This window comes from Halobacillus massiliensis, assembly GCF_900166625.1.
Taxonomy (GTDB): domain Bacteria; phylum Bacillota; class Bacilli; order Bacillales; family Halobacillaceae; genus Halobacillus_A; species Halobacillus_A massiliensis.
The window spans coordinates 2,476,937-2,503,595 of record NZ_LT800499.1; the positions used below are offsets into that span (position 1 = coordinate 2,476,937).

Sequence of the window (26,659 nt, forward strand, 5' to 3'; positions counted from 1 at the left end):
TGGAGGCACATGCTATGAGACAGAAATTCATTGAACTTGGAGAGGGATATACAGATATTTATGAATTAGTCGAGATTGGAACTCAGATGAAGGATAGAATTGAACATGCCCTTGCTTTTTATAGTGAAAAAAATGGACTTCCTGCGGCATCTCTCGCTTTTATAATGAAGCCGACAACAGAACAAAAATTCCAGCCCATTTATATATGCCGTGAAGGTATCCCTAATCCTCATGAGAAGCCGAATAAGCGATTCGAAATGTTCAAGACAACTGCTGAGGAAGCTGGAAAATTTGTAGTGGAGTTCACAGTGAAACCGTCCACACTATTTCCTGAAACTGAATTATATTACAATTACCTCATTGGTATTTTAAGGACAAATAAAATATTAAAACCATTAAGGTAAAAGGAGCCTTTTTAGGCTCCTTTTACGATTTGTTAAGGAAGCTTTCATGAGGTTACTTACTTCTCAGCTTAAAAAATAAAAAGCTTTTTATTCCTTTTTCAAGCATAGTGAAAAGCCGCTGGAAAATAGTTCGTTTTTAAGAGGAGAGCCGGTGAGTAGCTCGCTCCACTCGCGGATCTCACCTTGGCTCTATCTCCAAGCAGGAGTCTCACCATTTCCCAGCCTTTTACCATTGATTGTATAAGCGGAACGCTTTTTACATATAAAAAAGAGCCCTCTAAAAAGGCTCCTTTTAAATTCCCATTTTATAATCGTACTGCTTTGCTTTATCAGGTTTAGCGTTTTCGTATTCTGTCCGGATCTCCGGTTTGTGTGAAGGGACGACACGAGAAACAAAAGGCAGGCGTTCAAGTTTATCCATCTTAAACTCGATATCTTCCTGATCTACATACAACAAGGCATACTTTTGCTTTTTAGAAGCATGAATTAAATGGCCATGCTTTTTAATCTGTCGTATATTTTTCATATGCTGAAAATACACGACAAGACCTTGACGTTTAGTTCTCATCAGCATTCCCTACTTTTTCTAGATATTTATCGATATTCTATCAGAATGATGACTAAACAGCAAATATTTTCAAAGGGGCCATCAACGGCTAAAAAGACTTTTTTAATAAAGAATCCCTCTTTTTAATTTGATAAAAAAAGAGAGATTCTATTTTTTTAAGAAGCGCAGCCGCAGCCTCCTCCGCTTCCACAACCGCAGCCTGAATCAAATACCATTCCATTACGAGGCACTTTAATCTGCTCGCTGACACTAAAAGCAACACTCTGGCTGATCTCATCCAGTAGGCGTTGTACTTCTCGTTCCGCTTTTTTAAACTGCACTACTTTCTCATGCATGTCCATTTCACGCTTCACACTGCGGACTTCTTTCATTATATGATTATAATCAGGATGATAACGTCCGAATCTCTGCACGTCCTCATACTGATCTTTTATATTTTTAAAATTACGTATCAAAGCTTGGGCGTCTTCATCGGATTCTAATTCATTTTTCATATTTCTATAATGTTCCATAACATCAGAATCCATGATCATCCGGCCGACACTTTCTGACTGATCCAGTAATTCAACAATTTCCATTGTTGCAAGCATGGCACTTTCACCTCCACCATCATCATACCAAATGAAAGGACAGAATGAAAATCACTTCTTCATTCTGTCCTTTCATTTGGTAAAAGCTAGTAATAAGGATACTCCATCGGACGCCTTCTATCATGTGGGTTTTGGTTTGGTTTTTGACCTTGCCTTTGAGTCTGCATATTTGAAATTAACTGTTGAATTTGATCAATGGCTCCGTTTAGCTCATCGATATGTTTTGAAACATCTTCCCATTTAATTTCTTTCATTAAATCCCCGAACTGTCTCATCCACTCTTTCTTAGAGAGAGAAGATTCTTCTGATTTTTCATTGCTTGCGCTTTCTGCAATATTCTCCCAAAACGGATCTTCTTCCCCAAGAATCATCCACTTTTCATAATAATTCTGCATCAGGGTATGGTCTTTCCTTAGCTGATCTTTTACTTCCGGATGCCGATCTACGAACCTTTTGAACTTTTGAACATTTGGATGTAACACATGCTCGCTCATCACTGACACCTCACTATGAATTCTACCCTATAGCCTATGCATCGTTAGTTGCATTGTTCATATGTAAAGCAGGTGCTCTTTTTTAAAAGAGCACCTTGAAAAAATTAGTGAAGCTCGGGGCGTTCTGAGATCTCGTGAAGAGCCACTCCAGCCGATTGGTCTGACTTCTCATCAAGAGAAAGGTCGCCAAGAGAAATAATTCCGGCAAGCTTTCCATTTTCAATAACCGGCAGACGGCGGATTTGATGCTGAGCCATAATTTGACTAGCCTCTTCTAAAGTAGTATCTGGAGTTACCTCATACACGTGATCACTCATGACCTGTTGAACAGTGGTAGAATCCGGACTGCTGTTTGCATAGCCTCTGATAACTAAATCTCGGTCAGTTACCATTCCCTGCAGCTGGCCATTCTCATCGCAAATAGGAATCGCTCCTACATTTTGCTGCTTCATTAAAGATGCTGCTTCGTATAAAGTGCTGCTTGTCTGGCATACAGAAACATCCGTTGTCATTACGTCTCTTACTGTTTTCATTTTGTATCCTCCTAATAGTTCAAAGATCAATTGTTAGTGTCCCCTGATTCTTAAATTTAAACCATGCAACGAGTTATTATTTATAGTATAATGAAGTCACGATTGAGAGCTTTTGAAAAAAGTTTCAATCCTAAATTGAACGTGTACTTACTGTAATTTTAGGGAGTTACATAATTTTTGTGAGGTGGAACAAATGAAACTAGAAGGCACTGGAATTGAAAAAGTACTTGTTGATCTTAAACCGCTTACTCATATTATGGAAAGTAACGGTTTCATCCTTGGAGGTTCCTGGGACTATGAACGGGTTACTTATGATTACAAGATTGATTCACCCGAAAAAAACATTACGTATTACATTCGAATTCAAGGGTATGCCCTTGAAGGAGATGTTGACAAAGGCAACGCAGTTATTCAGCTTATGACTCCTTTATTAGGAAAGCATTACTACCCGCATGGAGTAGAATATGGAGAACAGGAAGACTTTAACTCAGGCTTAATTGAACGAGCGACAAATGCAGTCAAGAAAGTTACTGAATCTGTTGCTCAGCATCAGAAGTCCTAAGTAAACGGCTACAAGAAGTCGCACACCAGGTGGTGGAGCGGCTTCTTTTTAACACAGCCGCAGTCTTCGTAAAATGAAGGAGGAGCATGAAGAATTGTTAAAGTTTTTGAGCAAACGCCAGTGGACTATCCTGCTTATTGGTATTATTTTAATTGTGGCAGGTTATTTCATTTTACCGGTTTCCGTTCCCTTAGTCGTGGCCTTAGTTACCGCGCTATTTCTCAACCCGGCCATACGCTGGATTCAATTTAGGTTCCGTCTCAACAGAAAAATGGCGGTTATTATTGTATTTTTACTGTTTCTCCTTATGTTAGGAATTCTCGGAGCATATGCGGTGACCCGGGCAGTAACTCTGCTTGTAGAACTTGCAGATAATGCCCCTATGTATATTAACCAAATTAACAACGTAATGGTTAACTGGCAGAATAGTATGAACTCTTTTACTCAGAATATGCCAAGAGAATTCGTAGACAGAGTTACATACGAATTGCAAAATACCCTGGACACGACGACACAGACGCTCTCTGAGAGGTTGCAGCTAAGCAATATAGCAGCATTTGCTGCAAAGATCCCTGAGTACTTAGTTAGCTTACTCGTATATCTGATTGCCTTGTTTCTATTTATGCTTGAGATGCCCAGACTTAAAGAAAAAATGCACAGAAATTTTACAGAATCGACTTCTGAAAAAGTTAAATTTATGAACAGCCGCTTATCTTATGTCGTTTTTGGCTTTTTAAAAGCCCAGTTTTTAGTGAGCATTCTCATTTTTATCGTATCACTTGTGGGGCTGTTCTGGATTGCACCTGAAGTTGCGATTGTGATGTCTCTTATTATATGGGCAATTGATTTTATACCGATCATCGGTTCGATTATTATCCTTGGTCCATGGGCTGTTTACGCCCTTATTACCGGAGAAGTGACTATGGGAATTCAGCTCTCTGTTCTGGCCATCGTCCTGCTTGCGATCCGTCGTACTGTAGAACCGAAGGTGATGGGGAGACATATAGGGCTTTCTCCATTGGCCACTCTTATTGCCATGTATATTGGTCTTCAGCTTATAGGCTTAATGGGCTTTATACTTGGTCCGCTCCTGGTGATTGCCTTTAACTCAGCAAAAGAGGCGGGAATTATTCGCTGGAACTATAAATTATAGCATAGGTAGCAAAGACATATTCCAGAAGTGATATGCAAAGGAAAAACCCTCACGATAACCGTGAGGGTTTTATAATTCTTTTCTTCTTTGAGCTTCACTGCTCTTTTTTTCTTTTTTCAGCTTTTGAAAAGTAAAAATATCCTGTTCAATTTCTGTCTGATGAAAGCCGTTGTTTATAAGGACTTTTTGTGACTGAATGTTTTCTTTGTCACACTCTGCCTCTACTCCTTTTACCTCGCCATGTTGAAATGCCCAAGCACAAAGAGCTTCGACAGCTTCTGTTGCAAAACCTTTATTTCGCTGATCTGCTGTCACGTGATAACCAATTTCAATAGTACCTTCTTCGTCAGCACTTCCTTTAAAGCCAATATCCCCGACGATATGCCCGGCATCTTTTTCAATCATAATCCATGGCCCAAAGCCTAGCTGCTCTTCATTCTCTTCCAGAGCTTCCGCATAAAAAGGCAGCATAGCTTTTAATCCATCGTGCGGCCACTTTCTGTTCCAAGGCATCTGATATTTGTAATAAAAGGCTAAGGGATTTTTCATTATCATCTGAGCCAGGTCTAAAGTTACGGGTATATATTTTATTCTTGCGGATGAAAATTCCATCTGCGTACTTCCTTTCTGATATGTAAAATAATGAACACATAATGTTCTATTCCTGTTTGTTCAGATTTTTAAACGCTTAATAATAAAACGATACGCTCTCCCTATATTTTGTGGATAAATTATTTCTATCCCCATTTTTTCTAACGATTTTAACTTATAAAAAAAACTGCCGAAAAAAATCGGCAGTTTTCTTAATTAATGTCCAAAGATAGCCCTAAGCATGCTTGTCGTTGTTCCGCCATCGTAAATGATATAAAGCAGTAGATAAACAACTACACCGGTGACGGCAGTGCAGAACCAGATTACACTTGTGACTGGCCCAATTTTACGGTGTTTTGGTATTTTACGTTTAAAAGCCAGGTTTAAGGTCGTTATTCCAAATACAGCACCCACTGTGGCGAGAAAAATATGGAAGATTAAAAAGATCGTATAGTAGATCTTAATACTATCCGGTCCTCCAAAGCTTGTATTTCCAACTATCGCAGTCCGGCTTACATAAACTATAAAGAAAAGCAGTGCGCTTATTGCACCAGCTATCATTACTTTTCGATGTTCCTCTATTTTGTTTTTAGCAATCAGCACCCACCCGATGGCAACAAGTATGGCACTAACCACGATAAAGATGGTGCTTACTGTAGGTAATAAAGGCATGATCTTTCTCCTCTTTCAAATATTCCCTGTTCAGAAAAAGGAGTCAAAAGGAAGACCCTTTGTTCAGAACTACTCGGTTTGCATGTTTGCGGGGAGAGGATCAATTCTATCACTTTCTCGATTAAACCAGCCGAAGAAAATTCTGGCAATTAATATGCCGAAGATAATCTCCTGCGTGATTTTCATTATGATCCCTCCGAGCTGTTGATCCTCCATGAGCGGCATAGGTGTGAAATACTCTGGCCCACTTAACGATCCGGATAATCCAGACAAGACATCAGGTGGAACACAGAGAGTCATCGCCTGCATCCAGGCTCCTGATTCAGTAAAAGTTGCATATAAAGGTACTTCTGCAAAAATAATGAGGCCACAAGCGGGTGTAATAAGTACTCCATTTGCAAAGATAAATCCAATTTTAAGAATGGGACTTAATCGATCATATTCTTTAATTGGACTGAATACGGACCACCACATAACAAAAGCAGTGAATAAAATAAATGTGGTAATAACCGCATGTGCAATTTCATTTGATTTTGCGTAATCAAAAACAACTGGCATATGATATAAAGAAAACAATCCATTGAATAAAACTAAAGATATAAGGGGCGTTGTCAACACTTTCAATATCGGCTTAAGTACAGGGGCATAAAAAACTTTTTCCCAAATCCACTTAGGAGTTCCTTTAATGACAAGAATAGGGAATAATAAATAATACAGGGCCATTTGTGTCATATGTGCTGTAAACATGATATGTGACATCAAATCGACTGGAGAACCTTTAATAATATACAGCAGAAGCATTCCTGAATAGAAATATACCTGCTGTCCCATCGTCGGAGGCTTTTCTCCTGTTTTACGTTTAGGGCCGGTAATATAAAAGTAAAAAGCACTTATTAGCAGAACAAATAATAAATAATAAGGACTCCACAAGGCACGGAACCCAAATATTTGAAGCTCTAACCACATCAGCTGCTCACCTCATTTAAATTGTGAATACTCCTCTATTCTAACGAAATTCCTTTAAAAAGACGAGTCTTGCTGGAAAGATTTTTAATTGTTCATAATTTAGACATATCCAATAAAAAAAGACCGGGTGTTCCGGTCTTTTTCTTTACCACCATATTAGCGCAACAAACGTAATAATTGTTAAAGCGCCAACACTGATACCCCCATAAATCATAATGGATACCATACCGTGGCCTTTGTTCTTCATATGCATGAAATAATAAAACTGGAAAAGCACTTGCACGATTGCAAGCAGGATTAAAGTTGGGCCCAGGAATACGGATCCAATTTCTAAAATCACCATTCCAAATGCAATCACTGTAAAGATGATCATAAAAGCAAAGCTGACGACCTGCTGTTTCATCTCTTCTTTGTGCTGTTTTCTCTCGAATTCTACCTGTTGAGATGTTTCTGTATGATTTGCCATAATTAGCCCATCACTCCCATCAAGTAAACAACTGTAAAGATAAATACCCATACTACGTCAATAAAGTGCCAGTAAAGGCTGGCGATATAAAATTTAGGGGCATTATACAGATTAAGTCCACGCTTTGCATTCCGAATCATTAAAGCTACGATCCAGGAAAGACCAAACAATACGTGTCCACCGTGAAAGCCTACAAGTGTATAGAAAGCTGACCCGAAGGAAGAAGAACGAAAAGTAAATTCATACTCGTGTATATAATGCACAAATTCGTAAATTTCACACCCAAGGAATCCTAAACCAAGCAGCACAGTAATTCCTAACCAGAGCTGCATCTTTTTAAAATCTTGATTTTTCATATGGTACATGGCGTAAACACTTGTTAAAGAGCTTGTCAGAAGGAGCATTGTCATAATAAAGACAAGCTCCAGTCCGAATAAGTGCTCAGGTGTATTCTCTCCTACCGTTGATCGGTTCAAGGCTAAATACGTACCAAATAGACAAGCAAATAGTACTGTTTCTCCACCAAGAAAGAACCAAAAGCCTACAAACTTATTCTTTCCTTCGAGGGTGGCTTTTTCCGGATCACGCGGCATTTGTTTCGGATTTAATACATCATCATGACTCATTACAGCCCAGCCCCCTTCTCTATATCTTTTTCAATATCCTCTTTATGAATATGATGGCCAAGGTCGTCCTTAATGGAGCGTGTCAGCATAGAACCTAAAGTAACACCCATTCCTAAGAAGACAAGAATCAGCCAGGATTTATTATCCACTTGATAAATAAAACCAAATCCGGCAATAAAGAGGCCGAGAGACATTAAGAAAGGCAAGAAAGAAGCATTCGGCATATGAATGTCACCTACTGGCTCAGCAGGAGTCATTCCTTTTTTACCTTCCGTCTTCTCTACGAAAAGTGGATCAAGACCGCGTACGAGCGGAGTCTGCGCAAAATTATAGTGTGGAGGCGGAGAAGGAATCGCCCACTCCAGCGTACGTCCATTCCAAGGATCTCCGCTGACTTTTACGCCTTTCGCTTGAGTATAAATTACGTTAATTAAGAATATTACTGCACCGAGTGCCATTAGAAACGCACCGATAGTACTGATTAGGTTCCCAGTATCAAGGCCCATACCTTCTTTGAAAACCCAGTAACGTCTCGGCATACCCATTAATCCAAGGAAGTGCTGAATAAAGAAAGTTAAATGGAAACCTACGAAAAACAGCCAGAAAGCAAGTTTTCCAAGCTTTTCATTAAGAATTGTACCGAACATTTTCGGCCACCAGTAGTGAAGAGCCGCAAAAACCCCAAATACAACTCCGCCGACAATTACATAGTGAAAGTGTCCAACTACAAAATAAGTATCATGGTATTGATAGTCTGCCGCAGCTGCTGCCAGCATAACCCCTGTCATTCCACCGATTGTAAAGGATGGAATAAAAGCCACAGACCATAGCATGGCAGAGGTCATGCGAATTTTTCCGCCCCACATTGTAAACATCCAGTTAAATATCTTAATACCTGTAGGTACAGCAATAGCCATAGTCGCTACAGCGAAGATGGAGTTGGCAATTGGACCAAGACCAACTGTAAACATGTGGTGAGCCCATACCATGAATCCAAGGAAACCGATAAGCACTGTGGCAAATACCATCGCAGAGTACCCAAACAAGCGCTTACTTGAAAAAGTAGAGATGATATCACTAAACGCACCGAATAACGGCAGGATTAAGATATAAACTTCAGGGTGTCCAAAGATCCAAAATAAGTGTTCCCAGATGATAGCATTACCGCCGGCATTCGTATCAAAGAAAAGTGAACCGAACATACGGTCAAACATCATAAGAAACAGACCTACTGTTAAAGCTGGAAAAGCAAATAGGATTAGTGTACTCGTTACAAAAGATGCCCAGGTAAACAGCGGCATCCGCATATAAGTCATCCCCGGTGCACGCATATTAACAATGGTTACAAGGAAGTTAATACCCCCAATTAATGTACCAGCACCTGAAATCTGCAGCCCCATAACGTAATAGTCTACGCCATGTCCTGGAGACGTGGTGGATAACGGAGCATAGTTCGTCCAGCCCGCATCAGGAGCTCCACCTGTAAACCAGGAAACGTTTAACATTAACCCACCAAACAGGAACAGCCAGAACCCAAGTGAGTTTAAAAATGGAAAAGCTACGTCACGTGCCCCGATTTGTAAGGGCACAACGGCGTTCATTAACGCAAAAATAAGCGGCATGGCCGCCAGAAAAATCATGGTCGTGCCGTGCATCGTAATCATTTCATTATACAAACCAGCTGAGATGAAGTTATTATCAGGTTTCATCAGCTGAATACGTATTAACATTGCTTCAAGCCCGCCAATTAGGAAAAACAATCCGCCAGAAACCAAGTAAAGATGTGCAATCTTTTTGTGGTCCACTGTTGTCAGGTAATCCCAAATCGCAGCGCCGAGCCCACGTTTTTGTGCTGCTGCAGTACTCACGCTTTTTACCTCCCTTTAAAGCCTCTTATAAAATTAATCTTCTTCTTGTGGTTGTTCATCCACGGATTCAGGACCTATATCAGAATGATCAAGTTCCAGCAGATAGTCAGCAATTTTACTTGCTTCTTCTTCAGATACTAAGTTTGCTGGCATTTGGTTGCCAGGCTTTATTTCTTCAGGATTAACAATCCAATTGACCAGATTCTCTTTTGAAGGTTCGAGAATACCAGCTATTTTCGTGCGGTTCGCAAAATTCGTCAAGTTAGGTCCCTGACCTGCAGCACCGTCACCAATAGCGTGACAGCCCATACAGCTGTTTTCAAAAAGGTCCTGCCCTTCCTGAGCATCGGCAGTTTGGGCTTCAGCTTCAGGATCTACATTTTGCATATCTTCTTTCCATTGCTCATAATCTTCAGGACTGACAGCGATTACTCGAAAGTCCATTAATGAATGAGACTCACCGCAAAGCTCTGTACACTGTCCCCAGTAAACGCCTTCTTCATAAGCCTCTAAAGACATTGTATTATTGTTATCTCCCGGGTTTGTGTCCATTTTACCCGCAATTGATGGAACCCAGAATGAGTGAATGACATCACTCGATTTCATATCTAAGTATACTTTTTCTCCAACCGGTATATATAAGTCTTGGCTTGTGGAGATTTCATCGTTCGGATAGCCAAAATGCCACCAGAACTGATTACCTGTAACTTCAATCGTTGTTACACCTTCATCGTCTTTCGTAGATTCATCTGCTAAATCGAATGTCGCCTGTACAGTTGGAACCGCTAACACTAAAAGCAAAATAATCGGGATAACTGTCCAAATTATCTCTAGTGCTTTGACACCTTCTGTCTGTTTAGGAATAAAATCTTCCTGCCCTTTTTTCTGACGATAACGAATGAGTACAAACGTATAGATCGCCATTACGATAACAAATACAAATAACATTATCGCAATACTGATCAACATAAGATCAAATAATAATTCCGAACCATACCCCTTCGGCTTTAGTGCACTCAGGTTATCAACCCCACACCCTGAAAGTAACAGGGTCAGTGCTCCAAACAAAAAGAGTGAGCGGAATTTTCCCATCCAACCTCTCATTGAGTCATACCTCTCTTTCTCTTTTGATTTCTTTATATAATTTGGAACTAGCTCATATTGCTATGAGCTAGTTTCATTAATAAGAAAATGGCAGCGTTACTAATACCATTGTTAAAAATAGGATGGTCAGATAGTTTAAAGAATAAACAAACATCCATGTCGCCCACTTTTCATCTTTGTTCATGAAGAACCCTGCAATACCCAGTATAAGCCAGCCAGCAGACAGGATAATCGCTATTGTGAGGAATATACTCCCCAATGAAGCAAGATAAATAGGCAATGGTAATAGACAAGCTACATAAACAACAATCTGCCGTTTAGTCATTTCAAACCCATATACGACAGGAAGCATTGGAATGCCAGCTGCTTTATAGTCATCCCTCTTTTTCATAGCGAGTGCCAGAAAGTGAGGAGTTTGCCATATAAACATAATTAGGAATAAGATTAATGCTTCTAGTTGGAGGCCTGGATCAATAGCTGCCCAGCCAATCAATGGAGGCACGGCTCCAGAAAAGCTGCCAACTACTGTATTAATGGTATATCTTCGTTTTGTCCACATCGTATAAAGCACAACATAGACAAACCATCCAAATGCTCCGAATAAAGCAGCGGTGAATGTGGTAAATGATAGTGTAATTAACCCAGCAGCTGTAGTTCCAATCCCCATCCACTTAATAACATTTAACGGAATAGTCCCAGTTACGGTTGGACGTTTCACAGTACGCTCCATAAGCTGGTCAATATCCCGATCATACCAGTTATTTAGAATGCAACCGCCTGCAATAACAAGTGCAGTTCCAATCATCGTCAGTAAGAAGGTTACCCACTGATCTATAAAGCTGGTGCCTGTAAAATATAAGGCCAGCCAAAAGCCAGTAAAGGTAGTTATGAGGTTAGAATTTATGATCCCTGTTTTAATAAGGCTTTTTATATCAGCTAGTAGCGAGGTTTCACGGACAGTTGAATTCATTACCTGAGGCGGTGCAGAATCCACTGTTCTATTATCCATCTTTAATTTCCCCCCTTCTCCTACTTCTATAAGTTCACCTTTAACCGCTAGAAAGTAGTCATCATCTCTTGTTTCCGTAAAGCTTGGGAAACATCAAAATAATTGTATCATGGAATCACAGTTCTATCTATTTCTACATGTGAAATTTATTTTTTTGTGACAACTTTGTGAAAATGTTTTCTTTCGTGTAGAAATATAGAATATTTTCCAAAATAAACTCATACTTATATATTTCTAGCAAAATAAAGGAAACAATGCAACAAATTTTCGAAAAAGTGGAGGAGGTTTCCTCATTTTACCACACTTACCTTTAAGTACAGAGTAAAACCTGGCTGAGAAAGCCAGGTTTTCCTTTATTCAAATTCTATCAATAAATCTCCTACGTGAATTGCCTCATTGTTTTGAATGTAAATGTCTTTAATAACTCCATCAAATGGGGCCTGGACAGTTGTTTCCATTTTCATCGCTTCCGTGATCATCAAATGATCGCCTTTTTTAACTTTCTCGCCTTTTTCAGTAATTACTTTAAGTACTGTTCCCGGCATACTTGCTCCAATATGTTTCTCATTTGACTTATCTGCTTTCGGGCGTTCCTCTACTATGGAAGACACATTGTGATCTTTAACTACTACTTCACGCGGCTGACCATTGAGCTCAAAATAAACTGTTCTCGTGCCGTCTTTCTGTGCTTCTCCCACCGATACGAGTTTTACAATTAGGGTTTTACCCTGCTCGATTTCAACCTCTATTTCCTCACCAAGTCTCATCCCATACAAGAATGTAGGTGTATCAAGTGCTGACATGTCCCCGTACTGTTCAAGGAATTTCTGGTAATCCATATAAACTTTCGGGTAAAGAGCATAGCTGATACTGTCAAAACTCGTAACCTGACGACCGAGCTTATGGAAGAGCGTTTCATGGACATCTTTGAAGTCAACAGGATCAAGCAGTTCACCAGGGCGCACAGTAATCGCTTCCCGCCCTTTTAAGATGATTCTTTGAAGTTCTGCAGGAAAGCCCCCGTAAGGCTGTCCAAGATAGCCCTGGAAAAGCTCTACGACACTATCTGGAAAGGCAAGTGACTCACCTTTTTCATAGATATCATCTTCCGTAAGGTCATTCTGCACCATAAACAGTGCCATATCTCCAACAACTTTTGAGGATGGGGTTACTTTCACAATATCACCAAACATATCATTAACGCGTCGGTACATATGCTTCACTTCATCCCAGCGATCACCAAGGCCGACTGCACGTGCCTGCTGCTGGAGATTGCTGTACTGTCCGCCAGGCATTTCGTGATGGTAAACCTCTGAATGAGGAGACATCATTCCGCTCTCAAAGTCTGCATAATATTTCCGCGTATCCTCCCAATAATGACCGAGTTCTTCGTACGCTTTAATATCAATATTCGGTTTTCTTTCACTTCCTTGCAGGGCATGATATAAGCTGCTTGCACTCGGCTGGGAGGTTAACCCCGCCATTGTACCTGCGGCTACGTCTACCACGTCAACTCCTGCTTCTATCGCACGGGCATATGTGAAAATTCCATTTCCGCTCGTATCATGTGTATGGAGGTGAATCGGAATGTCGATTGTTTCTTTCAGAGTAGAAATTAATTGATATGCAGCTTCCGGTTTCAATAAGCCAGCCATATCTTTAATCCCAAGAATATGCGCTCCTGCCTGCTGCAGTTCTTTTGCCACATTTTGATAATATTTAAGATCATACTTTGGACGAGCACTGTCTAAAATATCTCCTGTGTAACAAAATGATGCTTCTGCAACTTTATTATTTTCTCTGACAGAGTCAATGGCCAGTTTCATTCCTTCAATCCAGTTTAAACTATCGAAGATTCTGAAAACATCAATACCTGCATCCGAGCTTTTCTCAACAAACTCTTTAATCAGGTTGTCAGGGTAGTTTTTATACCCGACGGCATTTGAAGCTCTCAACAGCATTTGAAAAAGAACGTTAGGCGCCTGCTGACGAAGCTTAAGAAGACGCTCCCATGGATCTTCATTTAGAAAACGGTAAGATACATCAAACGTTGCTCCTCCCCACATTTCTAAAGAGAAAAGGTTAGGAAGCAGACGAGCTGTCGGTTCTGCTATTGTCTGTAAATCTTTCGTTCTCACTCTTGTCGCCAGCAGAGATTGATGCGCATCTCTAAAAGTAGTATCTGTTAAAAGAACTTCTATTTGTTCCTTCAGCCATGCTGCAAGTCCTTCCGGGCCTTTATCATTCAGAATCTGTTTTGTTCCATTCGGCATTGGGTCAAAGTGCTTGATACTAGGTATCCTGGGCTCTTCATAAGCTGGTTTTTTTCTCGGACCATTATCATTAACCCCATTTACCGTACGGTCAGCAATATATGCAAGCATCTTCGTTCCACGGTCTTTACGTTTAGGGAAAACAAACAGCTCTGGAGAACTGTCAATAAACGTTGTATCGTATTCGCCGTTTAAAAATTGTTTATGCTGTATTACATTTTCAAGGAAAGGGATGTTTGTCTTAATTCCGCGGATACGGAACTCTTTAAGGTTTCTTACCATCTTCTTAGCGGCTTGATCAAAGCTTAATGCCCAAGTAGAGACTTTAACTAACAGAGAGTCATAGTACGGTGAGATCACAGAACCTTGAAAGCCATTCCCTGCATCTAATCTTACACCAAACCCTCCTCCTGAGCGGTAAGCCATAATTTTTCCTGTATCCGGCATGAAGTTATTTAATGGATCTTCTGTTGTTACACGAGACTGTATCGCATATCCGTGTGTATAAATATCTTTCTGACGAGGGATAAACAAAGGCTCTTCGTGTAAATTGTAGCCTTCAGCAATCATAATTTGAGACTGAACGATGTCTACTCCAGTGATCATTTCGGTAATCGTATGTTCGACCTGAACACGTGGATTAACTTCAATAAAATAAAACTCGTCCCCTGTAACCAGAAATTCAACGGTGCCCGCATTTATGTACGAAATATTCTCCATTAACTTAACCGCTGACTGACAAATTTCCTCACGCAAGTCATCTGTTAAAGAAACGCTAGGTGCAATTTCCACGACCTTCTGATGGCGACGCTGTACCGAGCAGTCCCTCTCGTAAAGGTGAACGATATTCCCGTGTTTGTCTCCCATAATTTGTACTTCAATATGTTTTGGTTTTTCAATTAACTTCTCTACATATACATCATCACTTCCAAAGGCAGCTTTTGCTTCAGATCTGGCCCGTTCATAGCTGTCTTCGAGGGCTTCTTCACTGCGGACGACTCTCATCCCGCGTCCTCCGCCTCCCATTGCAGCTTTAATCATCAGAGGGTAACCATTCTCTGCTCCAAATGCCCGAATTTCTTCAACTCCGCTGACTGGTCCGTCGCTCCCCGGAATTACAGGTATATCAGCAGCAATAGCCTGCTCTCTGGCTTTAACTTTGTCTCCAAACATATTTAAGTGTTCACTAGTCGGACCAATAAACGTAATGCCTTCCTCTTCACATCGTCTCGCAAATTGAATGTTTTCTGATAAAAATCCATAACCAGGATGAATAGCATCTACTTCCACGCTTTTTGCAATTTCAATTATGCCTTCGATGTCTAAATAGGCATCAATCGGTTTCTTTCCTTTACCTACAAGGTAAGCTTCATCTGCCTTATAACGGTGGTAAGAGCCCGTATCCTCCTGGGAGTAAACGGCTACAGTACGAATATTTAATTCTGTACAAGCTCTGAATACGCGAATAGCGATTTCCCCTCGGTTTGCTACAAGAACTTTATTAATCTTTTTCAACTTTTCCATGATCTCACTCCTTGGTTGTTAGTGCGATGTACAGGTTGTCTTAAAGGTTCATATGTTTCTTGTCTTTCTGCTTCCTTAACTTTTACTGTTCGGGCCACATTATTTAGAATACCTAAGGACACCATCATGAGCAGCATAGAAGAACCGCCATAACTTACGAGCGGCAGGGTTACTCCGGTAATTGGCAGCAATCCGCTCATAGCACCCAAATTAATGAATGACTGAACAGCAAACATTGCAGATATTCCAATTGCTAATAGAGCTCCAAAGGGATCCCTGCACTTCCATGAAATAAATAACCCTCTTAAAACAATAAGCGACAGTAGGCCAATAGTGACAGCCACTCCTAGAAAACCGAGTTCTTCTGCAATGACAGCCATAATAAAGTCTGTATGAGGTTCAGGAAGGTAACCCAGCTTCTGAACTCCCTGGCCTAACCCTTCCCCAAATATCCCCCCCGTTCCAATAGCCACGTAAGATTGTACAAGCTGATATCCATCTCCATCAGGAGTGGCAAAAGGCTCGAAAGCCCCTGTAAAACGGGAAATTCTTTCATCTGTGGCTAATTGTGTGGCTGCTAAGAGCAAGACTCCCATCGTAATGGAACCAAGAATAACAATGTGCTTCCATTTAATGCCAGAGCAAATAATGATGATACTTGCAATCATTCCTAATACAGCAGCCGAGCCTACATCCGGCTGCAGTACAATTAAACCAAGCAGAAACCCCGTCACTATAAGGGGGGGTACTACAGCCTTTGTAAAGTTCTCAATATAGCTCTGCTTCTTGGCATAAACGGCGGCCAGGTAGATAATCAACCCCACTTTAGCGAACTCGGCCGGCTGAAAATTCATAAAGCCAAAATTATACCACGACTGGGCATTGTTCACAGTTTGACCAAAGAAAAATAAGCCCCCTAAAGATACCGTCATTAACAGAACTAACATTTTTGATAATTTCTTTAAATGACGATAAGGCAAGAGTGAAAAGGCTATCATAAGTCCGATCCCTGTTATCCCCCACTGCAACTGCTTAATAAGAAAGTGATTACTGTCTACTCCAAAACGGACAGGCCCATAAACCATACTAGCACTGTATACCATGACTGTTCCAAATGCTATCAACGCAATGGGTGCAAATAATAACGAAAAGTCATAGGTTTTTAATCTTTGTATCATATTTCATCCCTACTCATATTTTAATTTTCTTGTTTCATCTACAAATTCCTGCTTTTTTTCACAAATTTTTATATGTAAGTCTGTTAATTTGTACAAAAAAACTCAAATCACAACAGGCATTATGTTGTAATTTGAGTTTCTCTCCTCATGAATTTTGTGCTGCTTCATGTAAGACATTCAATTGCTTTTCGAGGTTATCTAAAATAGCTCTGCCTTCTTCTTCACTGATAAGGTCGAGACGAGCCGCAAAATGAATTTCCCGGGAGAGTCCAAACATTTGTGTATCTAAAACTTCTTCGTATAAAGGACATTGAGGCATCGTCAGATTATCCATCTGAACTTTAATTAGTTGTAAGATTTTATCGGCATCAGCTTTTAGAAGGGCATAGGCCTTTTCGCGAGAATCCACAGCCACATCGGACAACATCAAAATCCCCTCCATTTACTTTCTATCTTCTATTAATAGTACCTTTTAAAGGTTAAAATTGCAACAAACAATCGTGCAGCTTCTAGAAAATAGAAAGGTCATATCGATTGGATAATATCTCTAACAGTTTGAAACCGACAACGCTGTTCCCCTTTTCATCTAAAGATGGGCCATAGACAGCAATGCCGCCAAATCCGTTAATAGATGCCATTACGCCTCCGGACACTCCGCTTTTTGCAGGTACACCCACTTTAATAGCAAACGAGCCTGACGCATCATACATACCGCACGTGACCATAAATGTTTTGCAGATTTTCGCCAGATGTTTAGGTATAATCTGCCTTCCCGACTTCAAATCACGGCCTTCATTGGCAAAAACCGCCCCTATTTTTGCCAGGCTTTGAACATTAACATCAATCGAGCACTGATGAGTGTATACTTTCAATGTGTCTTCAACATCCCCATTAATCACACCGTGCTGTTTTAAGTAGTACAGCAGGGAGCGGTTTAAATAAGCCGTTTCGAATTCGGAGGCGGCTACTCCTTCATTTACTTTAATGGATTGATCATCTGTCAATTCATGCAGGAAGCTGAGCAGACGGCCCACCTTTTCTTCTGTAGTATGGCCGTGGATCATATCAGAAACCGCAAGTGCTCCGGCATTAATCATAGGGTTTAATGGTTTAGAAGGACGGTGCTGTTCAAGTCGGTAAATCGAATGAAAAGGGTCTCCTGTAGGCTCCATTCCTACTCGGTTAAAGACATATTCCTCACCATTATCAATTAAAGCGAGGGCCAGAGAAATAACTTTCGAGATACTTTGTAGTGTGAAGCAGCAATCAGATTCTCCAGCCTGATAATAATCTCCATCCAAATAATAGATCGCTGCTGCCAATTCATGTGGATCCCTTTCTGATAAGGCAGGAATATAATCGGCAACTCGTCCAGCATCTGCAAAGGAACGGACATTATCGAGCCATCCTTCTAAGGTTTCTGTATCAATTTTATCTATCATTATTCACCCTCCTAGTGAAATCGTCTACATTTTTTGCTATGCTTTGTTACGTAAGAGTTAATTTAGAAAGGTGGCCGACACAAGTGATCGTACAAATAACTGGAAATGTAAAATTTCCGATTACCTTAGACCCAACGGTTTGGATTTTTGACGACCGAAAACTTACATTTAACGAAATTTTCAACCCTTCTGATGAAACCGATTCAGAAGAGGAAGATGAAATTAAAAGAAAGTCTCTGCGTTTCGATCGTGAAGTGTACCAGCAAAAAATCAACCCGCCAATTAATAAAAGCATCAACCGTTACGAAAAAGAGCGGATCCTGAAGGAGACGTTTCTAATGCCGATCCTGCCCTTTATTCAGACTAGTGAACCTTCAAGTGAAGTAAAGGATGCTGTCTTAGTGACAAGCAACGGTGATCACGTGTTAAATGCCGACCGTTTGAAAAACGCTCTATTATTATTCTCCAAAAACGGAAAGCCATTATCGGAAAATGGACCAGTCCACGTCTATTTTAAAGACGAGGGTGAAGCACAGGTACCAATTAAAGGCGTCACACAAATTGTATTTAGCTAATATTCCAGTATAGCCGGTTTTAACCGGCTTTTTTTATTGCTTGCAACTATACAGCTTTTGTATAAAAAGGGTTGAACTCCACAAACTATATAAAAAAGTGAGGGTTCAGCTATGAAATACTTTTTTATATTAGCCGCTCTGTTTGCCCTGACTGCGTGCCAGCAGCAAGAACAGGAATCGCTTTTACAGGAAAGAGAAGGAAATACAAACATGCAGTATGTTTCCAATTCTGACCCTGTAAAACAGGAAAAGAAAAATACTCAGCAGATTGCCAGGCATCTTGCAAAACTGGCAGTTGAAGTTCCTGACGTTAAAGATGCTACCGCCCTTGTTGTCGGTAATTATGCAGTGGTCGGTATTGATGTTGACAAAGACCTCGATCGTTCAGAAGTGGGTGTCATTAAATTTTCTACAGCTGAAGCATTAAAAGACGATCCTTACGGGAAAGACGCATTAATTGTTGCGGATGCGGACGGTGTAGAAAGAATCCGGGAACTTGGCAATAAAATGGCAGAAGGCCATCCTGTAGAAGCCGTAACGGATGAACTGAGTCAAATCGTTTCCAGATATCTTCCCGAAGCTCCTATTCACCGCCAGCCATCCAATCAGGAAGAGAAAACCGAATCTGTTCCTGAAAATGAACAGAACGAGCTGGAAAACATTCAAAAGAAACAGTCTACCGACCAGTAAAATAGAAACAGCTAAATCCTAAGCGGATTTAGCTGTTACTTTTTTCAATAATTTCTCTTTCTTTCTCAGTTAAATCATTATAGTACTGAACTCCGAATTGGGAGCCTTCAGATACCATTTTAGCATTCTCGTGGTTCTGCTCTTCAGGATTTCCAGCCTCTTTTATTGGGAGATCCTCAGATTTTTTAAATTTACCCGGGAGAGCTTTCGTTTTCTCCATAACTTGCTGGCGCTTTCCTTCATCTTTCAAAAAGAAGGCAGCTGTACTTCCGGCTGCTGCTCCAATTGCAGTAATTATCCAACGTTTCTTCAAAAATATCATCCTTCCTTCTGTGCTATATGTAAAAGTGTTCCCCTGAGCGAAATTTTTGAAACATGAAATGCAAATCTGTAAAAATAATGTTATGATTACTGTAAGAAAGAGGTGATCATATGCGAGTAAAATGTGTATTGTGCGATTCTATAGAGAATATTGACAGCTTTAGTTTACAAGCCAAAAGACTTCGCAACCGCAGGATCACCACTTATATGTGCCCTTCCTGCAATGAGCGAATAAAAGAAAAGACAGAAAAACGTATAAGAACCGGCAATTTCAGATTTAACAGAGAAATTAAAAGAGAACATCATTTGTCGTAAATTATATAAATTTCAAATTATATAGAACCCCGGCTGTTTGTTTATATCAGCCGGGGTTTCTTATGCCTGCTCCTGATGTCTTCCAGATCTTTCCTTATGAAGTCGAAGTCTGTAAATCCCTAGAATGATAGCTGCTACAAGCAGACTTTCAGCAATAGGAAGATTTAACCCAAGAATTAAAGTTAAAAGGAAAGTTCCGATAATTAACACCGAATAGACTACGATGTTTTTGACTAAAGGAAGTTTACGTGCAAAACCTAATTTAAATGTAATAATCGCCAGGGCCGCAGTAACTAAGTATAGTAGAAAAAAAGAGCGGAATAGTAAGGCTACTTCCCCCTCATTATTTAAATTTACTTCATTCCCTAAACCTTGAAAGAATATATCGGCAATTGGCCATAGATCTGTCGGTACTTCTATCACAGACGTATTGCTGTTCATGCTGTTCCCCCTTATTACAACAATCATACTCTCCTAATCATACTAAAAATACTCTCTTAATTCCATAGGTACTGGTGATTTCCTGGAAGACCGTTTTCATATGAGATTATTTCCTCTATAATATGTCATAGAGGAGTGAAAGTCATGAAAAACATTAATGGTCGCAATCTTATTTTAGCCTCGATCGTCATCCTTTGTTTTGTTTTTGTCGGGTTTGCTCTCGGTCAGAGGAGCTTTTGGCTGGCCGGTTTATTTTTAGTACTAGGTTTTGCTCTTATGGGGTTAGGGATTTCTAGTAATAAAAAGCAGGAAAACGCTCATTGAGTGATACTTAAACAGCACCTCAATTTAATGAGGTGCTGTTTCGTTTTATTAAATTACTGAAGTAAACGGGCGGTCGATGATATGAAGAAAAAAATTCACATAGTTTATGAATTGTGCATGTTAATACTCATTTTTATTTCTTTGTTCTTTGCTTTCTCAACAAACGAGAACTTCCAGCTTTATGACCGTATAATCTGGATAATTTTCGTAATGGATTACTTAATACATCTATTACGCTCCAGGAAAAAATGGGCGTACATAAAAAGTCATCCGCTCGAGCTCATTGCCATCATTCCGCTTGACTCTATATTTCGCACGGCCCGTTTTGCAAGAGTCTTAAGAGTCTTAAGGCTTCTTTCTATGGGTGCCCACTATATTAAACCCTTGTATGGATTACTCAAAACAAATGGATTAGATAAAATTCTGATGGCAGCTATAATTTTATTGTTTATTATCCCGATTCCTATCATTCTAGTGGAACCAGAAATTAATACATTTCCTGATGCTTTATGGTGGGCGATTGTAACAACGACTACAGTTGGTTATGGGGATATATCTCCCACCACACCTTTAGGAAGAATATTAGCTGTTCTTTTGATGCTTGTGGGAATTGGGATTATTGGTACGTTTACAAGTGCTATTACAAGCTACTTCCAACGCAAGGAAAATCCTTCTTCCCATGAGGATGAGCTCAACAACATTATTATTTCTCTGCAAAAAATTGACCATTTAACAGAAGAAGACCGCGAGCTAATTAACCTCTATATTAAAAGAAAAAAGCACAGTTCCAGCAAACCGTGACAAAAGGCTCCCCTCATCATAATAGTTAAGATGAGGGGAGCCTTCTGTCTTGGATAAGACTCACGGACGGCGGTTGTATTCAGGTATTACTATTTAAGCTCTACAAATTCTTCTACTACTTCGTTATGGATATCAGAATGGGAAGCCATAATGGTTGTCCTATTTAACATATCAATTTCTTCCCCATCGGCTGTAGTAACAATTCCTCCTGCTTCCCGAACTATGATCACGCCCGCAGCAACATCCCATGGCATAAGACTTAATGATAAATACCCATCGATAATTCCTTCAGCTACATAAGCAAATTCCAAGGCTGCCGAGCCGTAGGATCTCGTACTGCGTATTTTTTTAACTAAGTCATGAATGCCGGTATGCTGCACAAGACGGTTTTCAGGAAGCATCCAAGTAGTATTCAAACAAAGAATCGACTGTTCGATTGGTTTTGAATACGAAGAAATATCTAGTTTCTTCCCATCTTTATAAGCCCCTTCACCGTGAAGCGCAGAGTATAAAACATCTTCCATCACATCATAGATCAAACCAATTTCTCCGACTCCATCTTTATATATCCCCACAGAGATGGCAAAATTCCGTTTCTGGTGAACGAAATTCATCGTACCGTCTATCGGATCCACAATCCATACCGTTCCGTCAAGATCTTCAATTTCATCTCCAAACCCTTCTTCACCGAATAAACGGTGTTGAGGAAAATGCGATCTGATTTTTTCTGCAAAAAAACGTTCAGTTTCCTGATCCATTTCAGTGACTAAATCATCGGCATTGGATTTCGTTTCAATCGTTCTTGGCTGATCAATTTTTTCCCTGATCGCAGTGCCCGCATCGCGAATAAATGATTTTGCTGTTTCAAATAGCTGGTTTCTTTCTATATTGTCCATAATCAGGCCGTACTCCTTAGATTTAGATTACTTTTATATTAACAGAAAAAATGTAGCAGACAAAAAAGAGCAACTCATAATCGTTGCTCTTACTATTCTGCCCACTCTACGAGCTGCTTGTGCAATTCATATAATCTTTCTTTACATTTCTTGATCTGATCCTGGTCTTCCGCCAGCATGGCATCATGTAAAGAAACCAATTCATAATCAATTTCCATACGGATTACTGGGAGCCTTTCTTCAGCTTCTCTCTTTCTCAATGCTTCCATGACATGTTTCAATGTTTCTTCCTCCCTTTCTTAATCCTTAGTTATATATATGAGGGTAAGCTACTGAAGTTTCAAATTTGATTACTTATTTATAACCTATTTTTCTGAATATAAAACCTGTCAGACACATTGTTTAAGGTTCTTTGAGGATTATGTTAAAATTCCTATAGACTATTGTAGGAGTTGAAGTTATGAGTCAGTTTACTGGATTTACCCAAAAGGATTTTGACGTTTTCTCTATTTCAGGACTGGATGAGAGAATGGAAGCATTACGGGAAAATATTTCGCCAAAACTTGAAGCCATTGCTTCAGAGCTGGCTCCTGATCTAAGTGTTCAGACGGGTGATGAAATGTTTGTGCATGTTGCCAGGCATGCGAGAAGAACGACGAATCCTCCGAATGATACCTGGGCAGCTGTCGCAGCGAATAAGCGTGGATATAAGAAGCTTCCTCACTTTCAGGTGGGCCTGTGGGGCACTCATGTATTTGTCTGGTTTGCTGTCATTTACGAGAGCCCAATTAAGGCAGAATTTGCTCATACATTACTTAAGAATAAATCTGAAGTTTTGTCATTAGTGCCTGATTCATTTGTCTGGTCATTAGATCATACAAAGAAGGATTCAATACCCCATAAAGAAGTAGATGCAGAAAAGTTTGAAGAAATGGCTGAACGATTAAAAAATGTAAAAAAAGCCGAGATCCTCTGCGGGGTTGAGATTGACCGCAACGATGAAATTTTGCAAAAGCCTGATGAATTTATGGCTCTCTGCAGAAATACTTTTGAAACACTGCTTCCACTCTATCGATTTACCCAAAAATAAAAGCCGTCCCATTATGGGATGGCTTTTTACATTTTGATTTTTTCATTTTTCCCGAGACTTTTTGCTTTTTTGACAGTTTTATAGCAGGAATAGCCTGATTCTTTCTCAAACTGCCCGCACAACTTCTTTTCCTCACTTTTTGAAGGAACTATTTGTTTGAACCGTGTATAGGCTAAAAGAAGTTCGTCCGTTTTCACTGCACCCTCATATGCTTTTTCGACCATAGAGTAGAAATTTACGACATCGATGATTTCTTCCTTTGACCAGTAAATTTCATCAATTGGATAGTTGTAACTCATATATATTTCTCCTTTGTCAGCACCAGGAACGCCGAATATTTTCTGCTTCTGCAATAATTCTCTGAATAAGGTTATGGGCAGAAGGGGCATCTTTTATCCGGCCAGCTACTTGTCCTGCCCATCCAAATCCTTCTGCTTCTGATCCTTCATAAATGTATTTTTTATTTCTTATGCCACTGATGTACTCTTTAAGCCCTTCGTAACCTGGTTCCTTTTTTTCAAGTTCTAATATTTGGTCAGTCCATATATTTTTCAATGCTCTTGCAGGCGCACCGAGCGACCTTTTAATGACTACTGTAGAATTTTCATCCGCTTCGATAAGCGCTTCTTTATAGGCCTGATGAGCATGGACACATTCTTCAGTTGCGATAAATCTCGTTCCCATTTCAATACCTTCCGCTCCAAGTGATAATGCGGCCATAAGCCCTTTTCCATCTCCTATCCCTCCTGAAGCAACAACAGGAATATTTACAGCTTCAGCTACCTGAGGGGTTAATACCATCGTACTGACATCTTCTCTGCCAATATGACCGCCCCCTTCCTGCCCGACTACCATTACGGCTGTCGCACCGAGCTGTTCAGCTTTCACTGCTTGTCTCTTTGCTGCTACGAGAACAAGAGTTTTTATATTCGTACCTTTAAGCATATCAAATATCGGTTTAGGATTTCCTCCCGTAATTGAGATCACAGGAACATCTTCATCAATCGCTGTTTGAACCATCGTTTCAAAAGGTCGTCCGTGCTGACCAATAGCAAAATTCACTCCAAATGGGGAAGTTGTCATTGATTTAACTTTATGTATTTCTTTTCTCAGCTGCTCCTCATTTTCCATACTCATGGCAGTCACTTGTCCGAGTCCCCCGGCGTTGGACACAGCAGCAGCCAGATCACTATAAGCTAAGTGTGCGAGTCCACCCTGAATAATAGGATACTTTATGTTTAATGCTTCTGTTAAACGTGTATTCCAATCCATAAATCCCCCTCCTTTTTTTAAGTGTATCACGAACGATCAGTAGTTTGAAAAGTGCTAGCCACAATCGACATATTCTGCTATAATTCATTTGCTTTAAAGAGAATCGAGAGGTGCCAATACATGAATCAAAATGATACGCCCCTGTTTACGGGGTTGAAGAAACACGCTGAAAAAAACCCATCCCAGTTTCATATTCCCGGTCATAAAAAAGGAAAAGGCATGGATAAGGAATTCGCAGAGTTTATAGGGAACGATGCCTTGTCTATTGACCTGATTAACATAGAACCGCTGGATGATCTCCATCATCCTCATGGGATCATTCAGGATGCCCAAAATCTTGCTGCAGAAGCTTTCGGAGCAGACTATACTTTTTTTTCTGTCCAAGGAACCTCTGGTGCAATTATGACTATGGTGATGAGTGTCTGCCACCCTGGTGATAAAATTATTGTCCCGAGAAATGTTCATAAATCTGTGATGACAGCAATTATTTTTTCCGGTGCAGTCCCGGTTTTTGTTCACCCTGAGCTTGATGAAAATTTGGGGATCTCCCATGGGATTACTCCTGAAGCTGTCGAAAAAGCCTGTGAGTCCCATCCAGATGCCAAGGCTGTTCTAGTTATAAACCCGACTTATTTTGGAGTTACCGCAGATTTAAAAAAAATTGTCGAAATTGCGCACAGTTTTTCTATACCCGTTCTCGTCGATGAAGCTCACGGTGTTCACATTCATTTCCATCATCAACTTCCCGTTTCTGCTATGGAAGCAGGAGCCGATTTAGCGGCAACAAGTGTTCATAAGCTAGGTGGAGCCATGACCCAAAGCTCTGTTTTGAATTTACGGGAAGGTTTAGTTTTCCATGAACGCGTTCAATCAGTGCTGTCAATGCTGACAACGACATCCACTTCTTATATTCTTTTGGCTTCACTCGATACGGCACGCCGTCAGCTGGCGATGCACGGAAAAGAAATGTTGGAGGAAACCTTAAAATTAGCAGATTACGCCCGGAAGTCCATCAACGAAATACAGCTGCTTTCCTGTATTGGTGATGAAATCTTAGGAAGTTCAGCCACTTTTGATCTTGATCCCACAAAATTAATTATCTCCGTTAAAGGGCTTGGGGTAAGCGGATATTTTGTAGAAGGCTGGTTGAGAGATCATTACAATATTGAGGTTGAGCTATCTGATTTGTATAACATTCTCTGCTTAATTACTCCGGGAGATTCAGAAAAAGAAGTGAACCTGCTAGTACAAGCATTGAAACAACTGGCAAATGAAACCGGAAACTTATCGTCAAAAACATCGGCTGTTAAAATTCCGGAAATTCCCCTTCTTGCTCTAACACCAAGAGAAGCATTTTATTCACAGACCGAAACAGTAAGACTTGAAAAGGCAGCAGGAAGGATAAGTGCAGAATTTATTATGATTTACCCGCCTGGCATTCCTATTTTTATTCCGGGTGAAATAATTACGCAAGATAACTTACAATACATTCAGGAAAACTTGGAAGCCGGTCTCCCTGTCCAAGGTCCTGAGGATGACACATTGGCTACCATTCGGGTGATTCAAGAAAAAAAAGCTATACAATAAAAAAAACCGCCATTTGGCGGTTTTTTTATTTTCCGTTTTATTTTTCTGCAGGCTGATTACAAGATGGACATGTACTGTAAAGAGTTGCTACCTTCTCATTGTCGTAATGCTCAATAATTTTCTGACAATCTTGACATACGATTGTACCCATTAGAATCCCACCTTTAAATTATTTGGTATCGCTTTCAATGTAATTACATTTTAATATGACACATTGTATTTTTCAACCCCTTTAGTATAACTTTTTAAAAAATGTGCCATACTAATGAGTTTACTCTTATTACTATATGTCTTTCATTAAGTAAATAAGACCATCTTTTTTTG

The 26,659-nt window shown here is 40.1% G+C and carries 33 protein-coding genes; 10 read left to right on the forward strand and 23 right to left on the reverse strand.

All coding sequences use genetic code 11. The features are described from left to right. Positions 1 to 14: 14 nt before the first annotated feature. On the forward strand, positions 15 to 404 hold the full coding sequence (locus B7E06_RS12345) for a DUF7147 family protein (protein ID WP_082234281.1): 390 nt from the start codon (positions 15 to 17) through the stop codon (positions 402 to 404). A gap of 292 nt (positions 405 to 696) precedes the next feature. Here the strand turns inward: B7E06_RS12345 and B7E06_RS12350 are convergent, their stop codons facing one another. The 4 genes from B7E06_RS12350 to B7E06_RS12365 form a co-directional block, all read right to left on the reverse strand. Continuing rightward, on the reverse strand, positions 697 to 972 hold the full coding sequence (locus tag B7E06_RS12350; RefSeq protein ID WP_082234282.1) for a YlbG family protein: 276 nt from the start codon (positions 970 to 972) through the stop codon (positions 697 to 699). 155 nt (positions 973 to 1,127) lie between these two features. Beyond that, positions 1,128 to 1,562: a YlbF/YmcA family competence regulator gene (locus B7E06_RS12355; RefSeq protein ID WP_082234283.1), complete on the reverse strand. Its 435-nt coding sequence runs from the start codon at positions 1,560 to 1,562 to the stop codon at positions 1,128 to 1,130. 86 nt (positions 1,563 to 1,648) lie between these two features. Then, entirely contained in the window at positions 1,649 to 2,056 is a 408-nt protein-coding gene (gene ylbD / locus B7E06_RS12360; RefSeq protein ID WP_082234284.1) for a spore coat protein YlbD, read from the reverse strand. A gap of 104 nt (positions 2,057 to 2,160) precedes the next feature. Next, on the reverse strand, positions 2,161 to 2,589 hold the full coding sequence (locus B7E06_RS12365) for a CBS domain-containing protein (protein WP_082234285.1): 429 nt from the start codon (positions 2,587 to 2,589) through the stop codon (positions 2,161 to 2,163). 193 nt (positions 2,590 to 2,782) lie between these two features. Between B7E06_RS12365 and B7E06_RS12370 the strand changes: the two genes are divergently transcribed. Further along, positions 2,783 to 3,151: a YugN family protein gene (locus tag B7E06_RS12370; RefSeq protein WP_082234286.1), complete on the forward strand. Its 369-nt coding sequence runs from the start codon at positions 2,783 to 2,785 to the stop codon at positions 3,149 to 3,151. 94 nt (positions 3,152 to 3,245) lie between these two features. Next, positions 3,246 to 4,304: a sporulation integral membrane protein YtvI gene (gene ytvI / locus B7E06_RS12375; RefSeq protein WP_082234287.1), complete on the forward strand. Its 1,059-nt coding sequence runs from the start codon at positions 3,246 to 3,248 to the stop codon at positions 4,302 to 4,304. Between the two features lie 69 nt (positions 4,305 to 4,373). On the opposite strand, the gene B7E06_RS12380 is transcribed toward ytvI, so the two are convergent. The 12 genes from B7E06_RS12380 to glsA all read right to left on the reverse strand — a co-directional run bounded on the left by B7E06_RS12380 (position 4,374) and on the right by glsA (position 18,023). Beyond that, positions 4,374 to 4,916, reverse strand: a complete 543-nt coding sequence (locus B7E06_RS12380; RefSeq protein ID WP_082234288.1) for a GNAT family N-acetyltransferase — start codon at positions 4,914 to 4,916, stop codon at positions 4,374 to 4,376. Positions 4,917 to 5,111: 195 nt separating this feature from the next. Further along, entirely contained in the window at positions 5,112 to 5,567 is a 456-nt protein-coding gene (locus tag B7E06_RS12385; RefSeq protein ID WP_082234289.1) for a DUF420 domain-containing protein, read from the reverse strand. Positions 5,568 to 5,636: 69 nt separating this feature from the next. Beyond that, entirely contained in the window at positions 5,637 to 6,533 is an 897-nt protein-coding gene (gene ctaG / locus B7E06_RS12390) for a cytochrome c oxidase assembly factor CtaG (protein WP_082234290.1), read from the reverse strand. Positions 6,534 to 6,678: 145 nt separating this feature from the next. Next, the gene (gene ctaF, locus B7E06_RS12395) at positions 6,679 to 6,999 is read right to left on the reverse strand and encodes a cytochrome c oxidase subunit IVB (RefSeq protein ID WP_082234291.1); all 321 of its coding nucleotides are present in this window, start codon (positions 6,997 to 6,999) and stop codon (positions 6,679 to 6,681) included. A gap of 2 nt (positions 7,000 to 7,001) precedes the next feature. Continuing rightward, the gene (locus B7E06_RS12400; RefSeq protein WP_082234292.1) at positions 7,002 to 7,625 is read right to left on the reverse strand and encodes a cytochrome (ubi)quinol oxidase subunit III; all 624 of its coding nucleotides are present in this window, start codon (positions 7,623 to 7,625) and stop codon (positions 7,002 to 7,004) included. Continuing rightward, positions 7,625 to 9,493, reverse strand: a complete 1,869-nt coding sequence (ctaD, locus tag B7E06_RS12405) for a cytochrome c oxidase subunit I (RefSeq protein WP_082234293.1) — start codon at positions 9,491 to 9,493, stop codon at positions 7,625 to 7,627. The genes B7E06_RS12400 and ctaD overlap by 1 nt, the downstream gene beginning before the upstream one ends. A gap of 33 nt (positions 9,494 to 9,526) precedes the next feature. Beyond that, a complete protein-coding gene (gene coxB / locus B7E06_RS12410; protein WP_082234294.1) occupies positions 9,527 to 10,597 on the reverse strand; it encodes a cytochrome c oxidase subunit II in 1,071 nt (356 codons plus the stop codon). Positions 10,598 to 10,673: 76 nt separating this feature from the next. Continuing rightward, on the reverse strand, positions 10,674 to 11,606 hold the full coding sequence (gene cyoE / locus B7E06_RS12415) for a heme o synthase (RefSeq protein WP_082234295.1): 933 nt from the start codon (positions 11,604 to 11,606) through the stop codon (positions 10,674 to 10,676). 353 nt (positions 11,607 to 11,959) lie between these two features. Next, a complete protein-coding gene (gene pyc, locus B7E06_RS12420) occupies positions 11,960 to 15,403 on the reverse strand; it encodes a pyruvate carboxylase (protein WP_082234296.1) in 3,444 nt (1,147 codons plus the stop codon). Further along, complete coding sequence (gene ftsW, locus B7E06_RS12425; protein WP_082234297.1) at positions 15,391 to 16,581, reverse strand: putative lipid II flippase FtsW; 1,191 nt, start codon at positions 16,579 to 16,581, stop codon at positions 15,391 to 15,393. The genes pyc and ftsW overlap by 13 nt, the downstream gene beginning before the upstream one ends. A 145-nt stretch (positions 16,582 to 16,726) precedes the next feature. After that, complete coding sequence (locus B7E06_RS12430) at positions 16,727 to 17,008, reverse strand: Fpa/YlaN family protein (protein WP_425432192.1); 282 nt, start codon at positions 17,006 to 17,008, stop codon at positions 16,727 to 16,729. An 82-nt stretch (positions 17,009 to 17,090) separates the two neighbouring features. Then, positions 17,091 to 18,023, reverse strand: coding sequence for a glutaminase A (glsA, locus tag B7E06_RS12435; protein WP_082234298.1), 933 nt, complete (start codon positions 18,021 to 18,023; stop codon positions 17,091 to 17,093). A gap of 83 nt (positions 18,024 to 18,106) precedes the next feature. Between glsA and B7E06_RS12440 the strand changes: the two genes are divergently transcribed. Together B7E06_RS12440 and B7E06_RS12445 are read left to right on the forward strand one after the other, a co-directional pair. Beyond that, on the forward strand, positions 18,107 to 18,598 hold the full coding sequence (locus B7E06_RS12440; RefSeq protein WP_082234299.1) for a hypothetical protein: 492 nt from the start codon (positions 18,107 to 18,109) through the stop codon (positions 18,596 to 18,598). 111 nt (positions 18,599 to 18,709) lie between these two features. Continuing rightward, entirely contained in the window at positions 18,710 to 19,288 is a 579-nt protein-coding gene (locus tag B7E06_RS12445; protein ID WP_082234300.1) for a YhcN/YlaJ family sporulation lipoprotein, read from the forward strand. A 28-nt stretch (positions 19,289 to 19,316) separates the two neighbouring features. On the opposite strand, the gene B7E06_RS12450 is transcribed toward B7E06_RS12445, so the two are convergent. Continuing rightward, on the reverse strand, positions 19,317 to 19,601 hold the full coding sequence (locus B7E06_RS12450; protein WP_082234301.1) for a hypothetical protein: 285 nt from the start codon (positions 19,599 to 19,601) through the stop codon (positions 19,317 to 19,319). Between the two features lie 119 nt (positions 19,602 to 19,720). On the opposite strand from B7E06_RS12450, the gene B7E06_RS12455 reads away from it, so the two are divergent. Beyond that, entirely contained in the window at positions 19,721 to 19,924 is a 204-nt protein-coding gene (locus B7E06_RS12455; protein ID WP_082234302.1) for a YlaI family protein, read from the forward strand. Between the two features lie 60 nt (positions 19,925 to 19,984). Here the strand turns inward: B7E06_RS12455 and B7E06_RS12460 are convergent, their stop codons facing one another. Beyond that, positions 19,985 to 20,365 carry a YlaH-like family protein gene (locus B7E06_RS12460; protein ID WP_082234303.1) on the reverse strand — a complete coding sequence of 127 codons (381 nt, stop codon included), beginning with the start codon at positions 20,363 to 20,365 and terminating at the stop codon, positions 19,985 to 19,987. A 144-nt stretch (positions 20,366 to 20,509) separates the two neighbouring features. Here B7E06_RS12460 and B7E06_RS12465 point away from each other — a divergent pair, with 144 nt between their 5' ends. Further along, positions 20,510 to 20,689, forward strand: coding sequence for a DUF5325 family protein (locus B7E06_RS12465; RefSeq protein WP_082234304.1), 180 nt, complete (start codon positions 20,510 to 20,512; stop codon positions 20,687 to 20,689). Positions 20,690 to 20,770: 81 nt separating this feature from the next. Further along, a complete protein-coding gene (locus B7E06_RS12470) occupies positions 20,771 to 21,490 on the forward strand; it encodes a potassium channel family protein (RefSeq protein ID WP_082234305.1) in 720 nt (239 codons plus the stop codon). 89 nt (positions 21,491 to 21,579) lie between these two features. Here B7E06_RS12470 and B7E06_RS12475 read toward each other — a convergent pair whose 3' ends face one another. Together B7E06_RS12475 and B7E06_RS12480 are read right to left on the reverse strand one after the other, a co-directional pair. After that, a complete protein-coding gene (locus tag B7E06_RS12475; RefSeq protein ID WP_082234306.1) occupies positions 21,580 to 22,386 on the reverse strand; it encodes an inositol monophosphatase family protein in 807 nt (268 codons plus the stop codon). Positions 22,387 to 22,478: 92 nt separating this feature from the next. Then, complete coding sequence (locus tag B7E06_RS12480; protein ID WP_082234307.1) at positions 22,479 to 22,667, reverse strand: hypothetical protein; 189 nt, start codon at positions 22,665 to 22,667, stop codon at positions 22,479 to 22,481. Positions 22,668 to 22,846: 179 nt separating this feature from the next. On the opposite strand from B7E06_RS12480, the gene B7E06_RS12485 reads away from it, so the two are divergent. Beyond that, a complete protein-coding gene (locus B7E06_RS12485) occupies positions 22,847 to 23,476 on the forward strand; it encodes a YktB family protein (protein WP_082234308.1) in 630 nt (209 codons plus the stop codon). 26 nt (positions 23,477 to 23,502) lie between these two features. On the opposite strand, the gene B7E06_RS12490 is transcribed toward B7E06_RS12485, so the two are convergent. Both B7E06_RS12490 and B7E06_RS12495 read right to left on the reverse strand, forming a co-directional pair. Next, positions 23,503 to 23,775 carry a UPF0223 family protein gene (locus B7E06_RS12490; protein ID WP_082234309.1) on the reverse strand — a complete coding sequence of 91 codons (273 nt, stop codon included), beginning with the start codon at positions 23,773 to 23,775 and terminating at the stop codon, positions 23,503 to 23,505. A gap of 16 nt (positions 23,776 to 23,791) precedes the next feature. Next, positions 23,792 to 24,748, reverse strand: coding sequence for an NAD(P)H-dependent flavin oxidoreductase (locus tag B7E06_RS12495; protein ID WP_082234310.1), 957 nt, complete (start codon positions 24,746 to 24,748; stop codon positions 23,792 to 23,794). 120 nt (positions 24,749 to 24,868) lie between these two features. On the opposite strand from B7E06_RS12495, the gene B7E06_RS12500 reads away from it, so the two are divergent. Next, a complete protein-coding gene (locus tag B7E06_RS12500) occupies positions 24,869 to 26,335 on the forward strand; it encodes an aminotransferase class I/II-fold pyridoxal phosphate-dependent enzyme (protein ID WP_082234311.1) in 1,467 nt (488 codons plus the stop codon). Positions 26,336 to 26,372: 37 nt separating this feature from the next. Here B7E06_RS12500 and B7E06_RS12505 read toward each other — a convergent pair whose 3' ends face one another. Further along, positions 26,373 to 26,486: a GapA-binding peptide SR1P gene (locus B7E06_RS12505; RefSeq protein ID WP_082234312.1), complete on the reverse strand. Its 114-nt coding sequence runs from the start codon at positions 26,484 to 26,486 to the stop codon at positions 26,373 to 26,375. Positions 26,487 to 26,659 lie beyond the last annotated feature (173 nt).